A 13,717-nucleotide genomic window follows, 5' to 3' on the forward strand; every position below is an offset into this window, starting at 1 on the left:
CTGAAATTACTTAAGGAATGATGCGCTCCGCGCGTAGGCGGGTAAACAGATCGAACAACGCCGCGCGTGTTTCACGGAAGTGATCAAAGCCGAAATCTCGCGACTTGGTGACATCGTTGACGCACTCAAGCTCGCGCCCCAGGTCGGCATCGGTGTGCCACCAGGAGGCTAACTTGCTGACATCGGCTTCGACTAGCTCGTTGTTTTCGGCAATCTCGGCCCAGGTAGGCGCAATGTCGGCCATCTGGGTTTCGAGCGGCTGTGGCGTTTCCGGGCAGTCGGCTACTTCAAGCTCGAAGAATTCGCCAATTTCATGCCACAGTCGACGCCAGCGGAACACATCGCCATTGACCGTGTTAAAGGCCTCATTGTGGGCACCGGGCGTGGTCGCCGCCCACTCCATCTGCCGCGCCAACACCAGCGAATCGGTTAGATCGGTCAAGGCGTTCCACTGCACCTGCGAGCCAGGGAATGTGAACGGCTTGCCCGTTGCTTTGCAGATAGAGGCGTAAACCGCCAGCGTCACGCCCATGTTCATGGCGTTACCGCGGGCATAGCCGATCACGGTGTGCGGACGGTGCACGTTCCAGCTAAAGCCGTCGTGCTCCGCCGCTGCGAACATGATGTCTTCGAGGGTGTAGTAGAAGTTCTCACCCGGTACTCGGGGTGCTGATTCACGAAACGGCGTCTCGGTCTTGCCGCTACCGTAGTTCTCGAAAGCACCTAGGTACTGCTTGGTGCCGGTGACCAACGAGACATGCGCCACGCTTGCGCCCTGCAGAGCGTCGAGCAAGTTGTGCATCATTGCGCCGTTGGCCTCAACATTGGCCTTCTCGTTGTCACGGCGTACCCAAGTGCAGTAGAAAACGTTCGTAATGGGTAAGCCCGCGAGCGCCTTAGCCGTCGCTTCGCGATCAAGCAGATCGGCGGTGACGGGAATGACACCCTCTTGTTGAGAGGGGCGACGTGATAAACCGTAAACGGTCCATCCGCTAGCGGTGAGATAGCTGGCCAGATTGCCGCCGGTGATGCCGGTAGCGCCTACTACAAGTGCTGTGCCTTTACGCATCGTTAATTCCTTATGCAAACAAGAGATTCGGAACGGGCGAAAAACGTTGTGCTCGTGCCCGATGAAAAGCAGTTTGGTCTTTGATGATCATTGCTACAATTGGAAAAATCGCAAATCTTTATTGCATCAGGAGCAAGTCGATGGATCTCAATGCGCTACGTATTTTTGAGCGCGTGGCCGCGACAGGAAGCTTTACCGCCACCGCACGCCACTTTCATCGCGCCGTGTCGTCGGTTTCGCGTCAGATTGCCTCTTTAGAGGAGGCGCTTGGTCAGCAACTGTTCTATCGCCACACCCGCGCCGTGACGCTGACCGAGGCAGGTTTGCGCTACTATCAGGAAGTTCGCGAGATACTTGAACGACTCGACCTGGCGACGGAAGCGCTAACGGCCCCCAATACAGCGCCTAGCGGCGTGCTGCGCCTCAATGCTCCCGTGGCTTTCGGCCAGCGCCAAATCGTGCCGATTCTGCATCACTTTCAACGCCGCTACCCGGCGATCAAAGCCGAACTGATGTTAACCGATCAACTGACCGACCCGGTGCGCGAGGGCATCGATATTACCTTTCGTGTCGGCGAATTGGCCGATTCAACGCTGGTGGCACGCCGCCTAGCGTCAATGAACTACGTTGTGGTTGCTGCCCCCACCTATATACAGCGCTGCGGTAGGCCCAATACCCCAGATGACCTTGAACACCACGACTGCCTGCTCTACCAAGGTGAAATGGGTCGTCAGCGCTGGTACTTCCATCATGCCGAGCAGCCGCAAGCCTTTGCTTACAAAGTCGACGGCAGCCTGTATAGCAACGATGCCGAGAGCCTGGTGCGTGCCGCGCTAATGGGGCAGGGACTGGTGATGTTTCCCACCTGGCTGATCGCTGATGAGCTGGCCTCGGGCAAACTGCTGCCTCTGCTCGAAGCGTGGCGATGTGAAGTCGTGCCAGGCAGGCGCGATATCCACGTGCTCTACGCCCAGCGTCGGCTGCACACCCGCAAGGTAAGCGCTTTTTTGGATCATCTGTTTGAGATGGTTGGATCTACACCAGAATGGGATCGCTGGCGTGAGCAGCTGGCGGTGTAAGGGTTCAGGCACAAAAAAGCCGCTGCCTTTCGATAACGGCTTTCTCTGTTGTATTGGATAGCGAGATTCGCTGGCTTTGGCTTTAGAATAAAAGCGAACCGATGGCCTTCAGGGGGGGATGAGACGCTGAACCCGAGAGCTTTTCTGACTACTCTCTCCGAACTCTAGGCAATAAAAAAAGGAAGACCAGTAAGTAACTGATCTGCCTTTAAAAATATTGGTAGCGGGGACCGGATTTGAACCGATGACCTTCGGGTTATGAGCCCGACGAGCTACCAGACTGCTCCACCCCGCATCAACGTGTGGCGTATTCTACAGAAGTTTTAGGTGAAGTCAATAGAGTGATTAACACGTTTGGCTTATAGCCGTTGATTATGACCTGCGGCAACATGGGGTAAGTGCAGCTATGCTTTATATAGCCATAACAAAAAGCTTACGTTGGTGCATTGTTCAAGAAAATTATGCACTAGGGTAATACAGGCGCAGTCGCGCTTATTCACAATGGCTTGCGGCGCGATGTGCGTGCTTTGAGATCCAAGCCATTTGTCATTTCAGGGAGGTAGTCAATGGCCAATCAAGCCCCCGTCGCCTGGGTAACTGGTGGAACTGGTGGTATCGGTACGGCAATTTGTCGTTCGTTGGCAGATACGGGATATCTGGTCGTGGCGGGTTATCGCAACCCCGACAAGGCCAAGACCTGGCTAGAAACGCAGCACGCCGACGGTTATCGCAATATCGAATTGTCGGGTGTCGACCTTTCTGACCACAACGCCTGCCTGGAAGGAGCCCGTCAAATCCACGACCAGTATGGCCCGATTAGTGTGCTGGTGAACTGTGCGGGGATCACCCGTGATGGCACCATGAAAAAAATGTCTTACGAGCAGTGGTACGAAGTGATTGATACCAACCTCAACAGCGTTTTTAACACCTGCCGAAGTGTCATTGAGATGATGCTTGAGAATGGCTATGGTCGAATTATTAATATTTCATCCATCAACGGCCGTAAAGGTCAGTTTGGCCAAGTCAACTACGCGGCGGCGAAAGCCGGTATGCATGGCTTGACCATGTCGCTGGCACAGGAAACAGCGACCAAAGGGATTACCGTCAATACCGTATCGCCTGGCTATATCGCCACTGATATGATCATGAATATTCCAGAAAAAGTGCGCGAAGCAATCCGGGAAACAATCCCGGTGAAGCGCTATGGCACGCCAGAGGAGATTGGTCGACTGGTTACCTTCTTAGCCGATAAGGAGTCAGGGTTTATCACCGGTGCGAACATCGATATCAACGGTGGTCAGTTTATGGGCTAGTGATTAGCCCAAGAGGAGAGCGCAAACGGGAGGCTATAAGCCTCCCGTTTTCTTGCTAACGCTTAAGGTAGCGGGACTCGCGCTAGTCGGCTAAGCAGGTTATCCAGCTCTTCTACTTCAGTGTCCCATAGCGTGGCTGGCATTGGCCCTAGCGCCAATAGCGCGACCAGGATGTCGACCACTTCTTGATCACGGCTGCGCTCTTGATTGAAGCCTTCATTCAAACGCTCTACCTGAATCGCCAAGCGCAGCGGCTCATCGCTCTGCCGCACGCTACCCACGGCCAGCATCGAGAGGTGCACTCTCAGTCTGGCGAGGGAGTCGGCGATGCGAGTGTGATCAGCGTCTGATAGCGGTACCGCTACGCTATGGCGCTGTTGATTGCGTGCGTTATGCGCCTCATTAAAGGCGGTAGGCAGTGAAGTGCCGAGAACCGCTTGAGCGTCCACATCGCTTGGGGTTCCCTCGCTGAGGTAGCGCTGGTCGGCAGCCAAGTGAGCGCTCACTAATGGCATGATCGCATGCCACTGTTGAACTGTATCGGCAACCGCCAGACGGTTTAAGCGTTCTCGGCGCGCACGCACGATGCCACTCATCCGCCGCTGCATGCCTTCGCTGCGCCGATTGCGTGGCAACGGCTCAAGCTGATTGGCTTGTTCGATAAAGCGCTCCAGCGTGGCCGACTCACTCGCCTCAATCGGCTGCCAGCTATCCATTTCGTCGATGAGGGCTTGCATCTCATCAAGCTGCTGTTGCTGGCGAGCCGCCTGCTCATTTTTATGCGCATCGCGCTGGGCAAAGAGTTGATCACATTCGTGGCGAAAGGTTTTCCACAGCGTTTGCTCTTCGCCTTTGGGTGCCCGGCCCAGGGCCCGCCACTGCTGCTGCAGTTGTTTGGTCAAATGAATGCGCTGTGCAAGAGGTTGGCTTTCATCGCTGCGCAGCGCGCTCACCTGGCTGATCAGATCCCGTTTTTGCGCGGCGATAGTTTCAGCGCGCTGATCGATCAACGCCTGTAGCTGATGGCGAATGACACCAAAGCGCCGCCCAACGGCCTCGGAGCGTTCACGGGGAACGGGGCTGTAGTGCCGCCACTGGTGGCGAGCTTTGTCGCGGATTTGCCGTAGCACATCGGGGTCGGCGTCTTCGGCGGGCTGAGCCAGCAGGTTTTCCAGCTGATCGCACAGCGCTTCGCGGGCTTGAAGGTTTACCTCACGCTCTTTGCTGAGCTGGTCTCGCCAAGGGGCGAGACGTTCGTGGATGCGATCCGAGGCGCTGCGAAAACGAGCAGACTGCTCGCGGTTAGCCGCCGCATCTCCCAGTGATTTCCACTCTTTGACCAGTTGGCGATGGTGGCGGTCAAGTGCTTCTTCCGCCATATGGCGGTCATTCGCGAGGGTTTCGATGCTGTCACATAGCTGCTCGCGCTTTGGCCCGGCGACAAACCCCCGCCAATCGCGTAATTCCGCGAGCCGGGCGGCTAAGTGCTTTAAGCGCGTTTTGAGCGGTTGAGCGGCTGGGCTTTCCAGCGCTTCAATGCGCGGCTTTAGCCGCTGATGCAGACGGCTGGCACTTTTAAAGGCGCCGCGCTCTAACAAGTGCTCAAAGGTGTCGAGTTCTGCGCCATGTGCTTTTAGTGTGGCGTTGTCTTCTATCGGCTGCGAGGGGGCGGTATTTTCCGCGTTGAGAGCCGCTTGGGCACGGCCGAGCAGCGCGGGCGGCGTTAAGGCATCCGGCCATTGACATTCGCTCATCAGCGTGGCGAGGGTAGCGTGGTCGCCGTTGGCCAATGCGGTTTCGATGGGGGCGCTTGCCGCGCACCAGCGCTGCCATGCCTCTAAGCACTGGTCGTAGTGATGAATCGCCAACGTGTAGCGCTGGCGCATGGTCTCACTGGGCGGATGGATATCAGAAAGCGCCTGCCAGCGTTGGCCTAATAGTTGGCGCTGGGCGCGCAGGCTGTCGATATCCTGCACGGTCATGGCTGAGGCGTGGCGCAGGCCATCAAGGGTTTCTTCGATGCCTTCAAGCAGCTGTTCGCGGGTGTTTTCGGCTTCTTCACGGCGCTCGTCGCTCTGCTGGCGCGCCTGCTCCTGGGTTTCGTGGTCGTGAAGCGTCTTGCGGCAATTGAGCACCGCTTGATGAAAGCGCTGCTCTTGCTCCACGCTTGGCGGCTGGTTCAACTGTTCCCACTGCCGTTCAAGATGGCGAAAGCGGCCGCCATAGAGGGGTTCCCAAGGCGCACGGGCGTGCTGCTCTAATTGATTCAGGAGCGTTTCGCGTTGCTGCGCTTCTGCTTCCAGCCACTGGGCGTCGCTACGCAAGCGGTTGAGGCGTTCCCGTGCCAAACGCACCACCTGACGGTCGCGGCGGGCCTCTTTTAACAACCGTTTTAGTCCCTCTTCGCCCTCAATGCGTTCGGCAGCCTGGTGGCGAACGGCAGCCACGCCGTTGTGGCAAGCTTGCTGAATCAGATCATTCTCATCGCCCAGTTTGCTCAGTGCGGTCAAGCGTAGATTAAGATTGTCACCCTGCAGGGCAACCGCGCTCAGTATCCGCGGCTCTTCGATCTGTTCCACCAAGGATTGGCGTTGGTGCAAGTCGGTATGGCCTTCACGCCCGCTGAGACGTTGGCAAACGGCATTAAACCAGGCCTCATCCTGCTGGTGGTGCGAGTAAGCGTCGACCAGACCTGCGCAGTCATCCAGGGCTAGCAGCGCGGCTAGGCGAATCTGGCTGTCGCTATCTTGAGTGAGCGACTGCAGCGCTTGGCGCTGCTCTGCTTGCTCAGGGTTCAATCGCTGGAGGGCCTGACGGCGCACCTCGGGGTCAGGGTGCTGCCACCGAGGTGCGAACAGTCGTCTTAACAGTCCGTGCATGAATCATCCTGCTAGTATGAAATGCGTAGCATGAAAAAAGCGGCTCAGTGGTTGCAGTCACCGGCGCTGTCGCTTAGCTTGGCCTTACTATGGTGTGATAAACGTCTATTTTCTAGGCCACACTGCTTCTAGACCACACTGTTTTTAGACTACAGTGTTTCTAGACGACGAAATGCGTGATAGTACGCTACCTTATATCTTATCTGAACATGACGGGGAGTTCGGCCATGAGCCTTAACGTGGATAGTGCCGTAGTGGCCTTTGCCTTCAAAGGGGGCATGTTGCCGATGACCGTCATGGAGCTAAGTAGTGCTGATCCGGAGCAAATCCGACAGCAGTTGGCTGGCAAATTCTCCCAGTCTCCCGCTTTCTTTCAGCATACACCGGTTGTGCTCAGCGTGGAAAAACTCGATGAACCCCACTTAGCCCTTGAACGCATTTGTGCCGTGTGCCGTGACCACAAGCTGTTGCCGGTGGCCGTACGCGGTGGCACCGAGCCGGTTCGCCAATCGTCCTGGGCGCTGGGGTTAGGGTGGTTTCCGCCGGTGGCAGAGGGCCGTGCCCGGGTGCTTGAAAGTGTGAACAGCTCGCCGGTACAAGAAGTTGCCCGTGAGGAGGAACTGAGTGAGGCGGAAGCGCCAACGCTCGCTACGCGGCTTTATCGCGGTACCGTGCGGTCGGGGCAGCAAGTAAGCGCCTCTGATGGAGATTTAGTGGTGATTGGGGCGGTGAATGCCGGTGCAGAAGTGCTGGCCGCTGGCAGTATTCATGTTTATGGCGCGCTGCGTGGCCGTGCGTTGGCGGGTATTCATGGCAATACCCAAGCGGGTATTTACTGCCGCGAATTGGAGGCTGAACTGCTTTCAGTGGCAGGCAATTACAAACGCTCTGAAGATATTGATGCACAGCTTCTGGGGCGACCCGCGGAAGTTCACTTTACAAAAGAACAGCTTGAAATTAAGCCACTGAGCTAAGGTATTTGTATGAGGCTGCGTTGGTGCTTCATGCCTAGCGACGCCGAAGACGCTATCCGTTACAGTATGGCATGTTGATGACATTGACGTTCCCGTTATGCGCAGAGCGCCAGCTGTCTCGCGCTCGCGACGAACGACTTCAAGAAGGAAGTGACTCTTGGCCAAGATAATTGTAGTGACCTCTGGTAAAGGAGGGGTCGGTAAAACCACCAGCGCGGCGGCAATCTCTACGGGGCTTGCGCTGCGCGGTAAAAAAACAGTCGTAATTGATTTTGATGTGGGCCTGCGGAATCTCGACCTGATCATGGGCTGCGAACGACGCGTGGTGTATGACTTAGTCAACGTGATTCAAGGCGAAGCGGGGCTTAACCAGGCGCTGATTCGTGATAAACGCGTCGAGAATCTGTTTATTTTGCCAGCTTCTCAAACCCGTGATAAAGACGCCTTGACCCAAGAGGGGGTCGCGGAGATTCTGGAGAAATTGAAAGAAGATTTCGATTTCATTCTTTGCGATTCACCTGCCGGTATTGAACGTGGTGCACAGTTGGCCATGTACTTTGCCGACGAGGCGATTGTGGTCACCAACCCGGAAGTGTCGTCAGTGCGCGACTCTGACCGTATTTTGGGGCTGCTGGCCTCTAAAACCCGACGTGCCGAACAGGGCGAAGACCCTATCAAAGAGCACCTGTTGGTGACCCGCTATAATCCCGAGCGTGTGACCTCAGGCGATATGCTGACGCTCGACGATATCCGCGAAATTTTGGCGATTAACCTGCTCGGCTTGATTCCTGAGTCTGAGGCCGTGCTGCGTGCCTCTAATCAGGGCGTGCCCGTCACCCACGATATCTCCAGCGATGCGGGCCAAGCGTACAGCGATACGGTATCGCGCCTGCTCGGCGAAGACATGCCGCTGCGTTTTCATGAAATGCAACGCAAAGGCCTGCTCAGCCGTATGTTCGGGGGAGGTCGTCGATGAAACTGCTTGAGTTCTTGAAGCGTGAGCGCAGAAAATCCGCCTCGGTAGCCAAAGAACGTTTGCAAATTATTGTGGCGCATCAGCGTAGCCAGCGCGGGCAGCCCGACTATATGCCGATGCTTGAGCGCGAGTTGCTTGAGGTGATCCGTCGCTACGTCCATGTGGATGACGACGCCATTCAAATTTCCTTGGACAGCGAAGACAACTGCTCAGTGCTTGAACTAAACGTTACGCTCCCCAAAAGCTAACCCTAAGCGCTGAAGACGCGGCGAAAGGGGGGGCGGGTGTGCTAGGCTTGGGCTTTTAACTGCCCAGCGGAGTGATTGTTCATGGCGCCACCCAATGCTGCCCCTGCCAGTTTTCTATGGCATGACTATGAAACCTTCGGGGCGGATCCGCGTCGCGATCGGCCCGCACAGTTCGCAGCCCTGCGCACTGATGCTGACCTGAACGAGATCGGTGAGCCGATCGAGCTCTACTGCAAGCCCGCCGATGATTATCTGCCTCATCCTGCCGCATGTTTGATCACCGGTATTACGCCTCAAAAAGCCCAACGCCATGGTTTGCCCGAAGCAGAATTCGCGGGCGAGATTCAGCGCCATATGAGTGAGCCGGGCACCTGCGTGGTGGGTTACAACAGCCTGCGTTTTGATGACGAAGTCTCCCGCCATCTGTTTTACCGCAATTTGCTCGACCCTTATTCCCGTGAGTGGCAAAACGGCAATTCCCGCTGGGATTTAATCGATGTTGTGCGCGCCTTTTATGCGCTGCGTCCTGATGGCATTGAGTGGCCGCTGCGCGAAGACGGCGCACCCAGCTTCAAGCTTGAGCACTTAACTGCGGCTAACGGCATCGCCCATGAGGGTGCCCACGATGCGGTAGCCGATGTACGGGCCACGATCGCGTTGGCCCGCTTGCTCAAGGCGCGCAATGCGAAGCTGTTCGACTATCTGCTCGGCCTGCGCGGTAAGCGCGCGGTGGCCAAGCAGCTTGACTTGCCTAATGCCAAGCCGCTGCTGCATATCTCCCGCCGCTATCCTGCCAGCCGGGGCTGCAGTGCCCTGGTGATGCCGTTGGCTGAACATCCGACAAACCCTAATGGGGTGATCGTTTACGATTTGAGCGTTGATCCCAGCGATATGCTGAGTATGTCGGCGGAGCAGGTTCGTGAGCGCGTGTTTGTCAGTCAGCAGGATCTAGCCGAAGGCGAGGCGCGTATTCCGCTGAAGGTGATTCATATCAACCGTTGCCCGGTGGTATTTCCCGCCAGTGCTTTGAAAGACGTTGAGGGGCCTCAACAGGGTGAGTATGGCACCATCGTCGCGCGCTTAGGCTTGGATGTGGCGGCCTGTCGGCAGCACTGGAAAGCCCTGCGCGATGCCAGCGGTGTCGCCGCAAAGGTCGCCGAGGTATTTAGTGCAGGCTACGACGATGCGCCGCAAGACCCTGATCTAATGCTCTACTCAGGCAGTTTCTTCTCGGCTGCCGACCGTCAGCAGATGGAGCGGGTGCGAGAGATGGAGCCGTGGGATTTGGTAGGGCTGCGCTTTGCGTTTCAGGATCCGCGCTTGGAAGAGATGCTGTTTCGCTTTCGTGCGCGCAGTTACCCCGACACGTTGGAAGGCGAAGAGCGTGAGCAGTGGGAAGCGTTTCGCTGGATGCGGATCAATGATCCGGCTTTGGCGGGCTTTACCCTCAAGGCGTTTGCGCGGGAAATCGCTCAGTACAATCAGCAGACCCTTACTGATCGCGAGCGCCAGATTTTGGAAGAGCTGGTGATGTTCGTGGAAGCCATGATGCCGGCTCAAGCATTTGACGCCTGAGCCGGTACCCGTTTAGGTCACTCCTGTAGGGAGTTCTCTTTACGCATTGTCATCACGCACTTTGGGCAGGGGTGAGCGCTCTTCACGATAATCGCTGACATCGCTGGGTTCGTCGCCCGGATTAAAGTGTATATCCAGGGTGTGCTCGCACAACGATGGCCATAGGGCCTTAATATCCTCAAGGCTAACGTTCAGCACTAGTTCGGCCAGTTGGTCGCGGCGATCAAAGCGCACGTCTTCCAACGCGGTGGCTTGCCAATAGCGGTTGGCCATGCCCGCAAGGCTGGTATCGCGCTGGCGCAACTGGTCGTGAACTGCCTGGCGATAAGGCGCTAAGTCAGCGTCGCTGAGTTGTTCAAGCCGTTGGTTAGCCTCATCAAGAAACACATCCATGCGTTCGGCAATGGTGCCGCTATCCACGTCGGGTGATTGCACCATAAGGGCAATCCCTGGCGCTTCGAGCAGCGGCGAATAGCCGGCGTTCACGATGTAGCCGAGCTGCTGCTCGGTGCGCAGTTGCTGGTAGAACGGTGTTTCCAGCCACTGGGCGATCACCGCGGTGGTGGCTTGTTCCTCTGGCGTCTGATCGCGGCCTTGCAGATAGCGCAGAACCAAGGACTCATCCCGAGAGCTGTGAGGGCGCAGCACGCTGTGCTCATCACTCGCTGCAAGTGGGGTGAGGTTAGCAATATCGTCGCGGTTTAACCGCGGTTTTAGCCTGGCACGCATCAGCTGTGTTTGTTCACGCGCCAGGTCAGCGTCCAGGTTGCCCACCGCCATGGCATCGACGTACAGGTTATCTAGAAAGCGCTGGCGAAAATCTTCCAGGTGACCACTGTCAAAGCGCTCGCTGGCGGCGAGAAGTTCAGCGGTAGACCATTGTGGTGTGAGTAGGGCTTCGCCCAGCGTGCGGCTAGCTTGACCGTAGAGCGATGCTTGGGGCGCATTGCGCCACTCGCGCTGCAGCTGATAACGCACCCGCTCGAAAGCGCTGTCGGTAATTTCTGCGTGCGCTAATTGCTCAAGCGCTTGTTCAATCAGCGGGGTTTGGCCATCACGCCAGCCTGAGAACGATAGTGTCATGCCCCTGGCGTGGGGATAAGCGCTAAACGACTGCCCTGCCAACCACGCTGGGTAGAGGGATTCATTTAAACTGTCGTTGAGCCAACTGGCGAGTAGCCGAGTGAGCACTGCTTCATGGGCAGAGTAGCTGGCGGTGGGGCTTTGCAGACTGACCCGCCACTCAACTGTGGGAGTGTTAAAGCGCTCATCCTGCATGTGCCAAGCGGTAAACGATGGTGTTTCGACCAGTAGGCTGGGGCGCTCATCCTGGCCTTCCAGCAGCGTCAGGTCACTGGCGATAAAGGGGTTGGGCCCCGGGAGTGCCAAACCGCTCAGGGGCTGGCCCGGCTGTTCGGGCACTTGCTCGTCCCATTGGGTATTGAACCAAGGTGAGACAGTGTCGCTTTCGATATCCGGTGCTGAGTAGAAGCGCAGCATGTTGTCCGGCGTTAGCGCGTCAAGATAAACCTGCTGGCGTTCTGCATCGGGGCCATCCATACGGTAGGCCGCGTACTGTACGTCCTCTACCGGGTAGCGGGATAGGCTCATTGAAAGGCGAGTGGCTTCCTGCTGTGGGGCGCCATACTGCTGAAAGCGGAAGGCCTGCTCATTGAGTTTTGCCTGCTCTTCGTAGCGCCATTCGGCGAGGCCATCATTACGCAGTTGATCAATGGCGGCAAACAGGGTGGCTTCAATATCGTCCAAGCGTTCGGCGCCTGCGGGCGTCAGGCTGATGGAGATAGTGAATAGTGCTTCGTTGCCATCGCCGCGCCCCACACCGGCGGAAAGCCCATCGGCCAGTCCTGCATCGCGCAGTACCGCTAACAGGCTACCTTCACCTTCATCGCCAAGCAGGTGGGCGATTACCTGGGTCGGCTTTGTACGGTAGTCGTCAGTGGGGTCGGGTACTGGGAAGTAGAAGCGTAATTGACGACGATCCTGCAGCGACTGGCGCTCGATATAGCGGGGTAGCGTGTCTGAATCAACCAGCGGCGCGTCAATCGTCGGCACGCTTAAGTCGTTGTCGGGAATATCGGCAAAGCGCTCGGCTACCCACTCCTCCAACTGATCCAACGGCTGTGGTGCCACAATCGCCAGGTTCATTACATTGGCGTCGTAATGCTGGTGATAGAAATCGATCACCCGCTCGCGTAGCGTTGCCTCTCCTTCAGGCGGGCTGGCTAAGGTTTCCCGGCTACCCACGGCAAATCCGGTGGTGGGGTTGTCAGGATTGAGCAGTTGGTTGAGCACATCGTTTTCGCGACGGGGCTCATCTCGAATACGCGCCATGTACTCCGAGTGAACGATATTGCGTTCGCTCTCCAGGTGGTCGGCGTTAAACAGCGGCGAGAGGAAAAATTCGCTGAAACGGTCAAGCGCGCCCGGCAGTGCCGATGGCTCAATATCAAAGAAGTAATTGGTATCCTGCTGCGCGGTAAAGGCGTTGTGAGAGCCCGCGTTATTGGAAATATAGCGCTGGTAGGCATCAGATTCCGGGTAGGGCTCGGTGCCTAAAAACAGCATATGCTCTAGAAAGTGTGCTAACCCCTTAAGGTCATCAGGATCTTGGGCGCTGCCTACTTGCACATTCATCGACGCCGCCGCCTTGTCCGCCTCCGGGTCGCTGACCAGCAGCACATTGAGGCCGTTCTCGAGCGTCAAAACCCGGTAGTCGCGGCTGTCATAGGGGCTAATGATCGGGGTGACTGTGTCAGCAATGGCGTCGGCAACGGCGGCTTCGGTGGCCGCGAAGGCCAGTGGTGTTAACGCGATGCTGGCGATAACGCCAATCACTGCGCACTGTGGGAAAACACGCCAGCGGGTTATGCAAGTGGATCGCAACATTACAGCTCCTGTGACACAGCCCAACGCAGCATCGACCCGGTAGGATGGGCACAGGCCGGTGACTGGTAGGCGGGATTATTGACATGTTTAGATACCGGAAAAGCGCCCAACAGTTCCAATGGTGCGGGTGCTAACAGTGAATTAAGCGTTTCGGTATCGGTGTCTGGGTCGAGCCAGGCGGATAACGCATGGTTGGGTATAGTGACCGGCAGGCGGTCGGTTAACGGCGATAACAGCAGATTGGCGGGCACGGTGATCAGTGCGGCAGAGTCGGTAAACGCCGTTAACGTGGTGTGGTAACGGCACCATAGCGCGCCCAATAGCAGCGGCGCCCGGGATACCTGGGTCACCAAATAGGGTTGCTTGCTGCGGAGCTGGGTTTTCCATACATAGAAACCGCTGACCGGAATAACGCAGCGGCGAGCGCTAAAGGCATCGCGAAACATCGCCCGTGATTCAAGGGTTTCTGCCCGTGCGCAGTGGGGGGCATGATCCAGCACTTCCAGCCAGGGTGGCGTCAGGCCCCAGAATAGCGACGAGAGCCGGTACTGCCCCTGCTCTATGCGAATAGCGGAAATTGGCCTACGAGGCGCTAGATTAGGCGACTCGATCAACGGTTCAGGAGTGGCTAGCGTTGGCAATAAGCGGGTCAGCGGTAAATTTTGCACATGCAATCGCCCCGTCATAGCTATCTCCT

General features: G+C 57.0%; 10 protein-coding genes and 1 tRNA gene. 6 read left to right on the forward strand and 5 right to left on the reverse strand.

Annotation, left to right across the window (positions count from 1 at the left end):
• Nucleotides 1–10: 10 nt before the first annotated feature.
• Entirely contained in the window at nt 11–1,069 is a 1,059-nt protein-coding gene (locus tag LMS44_RS02050; RefSeq protein WP_278370506.1) for an SDR family oxidoreductase, read from the reverse strand.
• A 140-nt stretch (nt 1,070–1,209) separates the two neighbouring features.
• Between LMS44_RS02050 and LMS44_RS02055 the strand changes: the two genes are divergently transcribed.
• Entirely contained in the window at nt 1,210–2,148 is a 939-nt protein-coding gene (locus LMS44_RS02055) for a LysR family transcriptional regulator (RefSeq protein WP_009288551.1), read from the forward strand.
• A gap of 218 nt (nt 2,149–2,366) precedes the next feature.
• Here the strand turns inward: LMS44_RS02055 and LMS44_RS02060 are convergent.
• Nucleotides 2,367–2,443, reverse strand: a tRNA-Met gene (locus LMS44_RS02060).
• A 271-nt stretch (nt 2,444–2,714) separates the two neighbouring features.
• Between LMS44_RS02060 and phbB the strand changes: the two genes are divergently transcribed.
• On the forward strand, nt 2,715–3,461 hold the full coding sequence (gene phbB, locus LMS44_RS02065) for an acetoacetyl-CoA reductase (RefSeq protein ID WP_190374059.1): 747 nt from the start codon (nt 2,715–2,717) through the stop codon (nt 3,459–3,461).
• Nucleotides 3,462–3,523: 62 nt separating this feature from the next.
• On the opposite strand, the gene LMS44_RS02070 is transcribed toward phbB, so the two are convergent.
• A complete protein-coding gene (locus tag LMS44_RS02070; protein ID WP_278370507.1) occupies nt 3,524–6,340 on the reverse strand; it encodes a DUF349 domain-containing protein in 2,817 nt (938 codons plus the stop codon).
• Between the two features lie 227 nt (nt 6,341–6,567).
• Between LMS44_RS02070 and minC the strand changes: the two genes are divergently transcribed.
• The 4 genes from minC to sbcB all read left to right on the forward strand — a co-directional run bounded on the left by minC (nt 6,568) and on the right by sbcB (nt 10,113).
• Entirely contained in the window at nt 6,568–7,314 is a 747-nt protein-coding gene (gene minC / locus LMS44_RS02075; RefSeq protein WP_278370508.1) for a septum site-determining protein MinC, read from the forward strand.
• A gap of 157 nt (nt 7,315–7,471) precedes the next feature.
• Nucleotides 7,472–8,290 (forward strand): septum site-determining protein MinD, encoded by an 819-nt coding sequence (gene minD, locus LMS44_RS02080; RefSeq protein ID WP_027957730.1) that lies wholly within the window; start codon nt 7,472–7,474, stop codon nt 8,288–8,290.
• The gene (minE, locus tag LMS44_RS02085; protein WP_007111776.1) at nt 8,287–8,538 is read left to right on the forward strand and encodes a cell division topological specificity factor MinE; all 252 of its coding nucleotides are present in this window, start codon (nt 8,287–8,289) and stop codon (nt 8,536–8,538) included. Before minD ends, minE begins: the two co-directional genes overlap by 4 nt.
• A gap of 81 nt (nt 8,539–8,619) precedes the next feature.
• The gene (gene sbcB / locus LMS44_RS02090) at nt 8,620–10,113 is read left to right on the forward strand and encodes an exodeoxyribonuclease I (RefSeq protein WP_159175983.1); all 1,494 of its coding nucleotides are present in this window, start codon (nt 8,620–8,622) and stop codon (nt 10,111–10,113) included.
• A gap of 39 nt (nt 10,114–10,152) precedes the next feature.
• On the opposite strand, the gene LMS44_RS02095 is transcribed toward sbcB, so the two are convergent.
• Complete coding sequence (locus tag LMS44_RS02095; protein ID WP_278370509.1) at nt 10,153–13,020, reverse strand: insulinase family protein; 2,868 nt, start codon at nt 13,018–13,020, stop codon at nt 10,153–10,155.
• Complete coding sequence (locus tag LMS44_RS02100; protein WP_278370510.1) at nt 13,020–13,706, reverse strand: SOS response-associated peptidase; 687 nt, start codon at nt 13,704–13,706, stop codon at nt 13,020–13,022. Before LMS44_RS02100 ends, LMS44_RS02095 begins: the two co-directional genes overlap by 1 nt.
• Nucleotides 13,707–13,717 lie beyond the last annotated feature (11 nt).

The sequence above is a fragment of the Halomonas profundus genome, from assembly GCF_020865425.1.
Lineage (GTDB): Bacteria > Pseudomonadota > Gammaproteobacteria > Pseudomonadales > Halomonadaceae > Vreelandella > Vreelandella titanicae.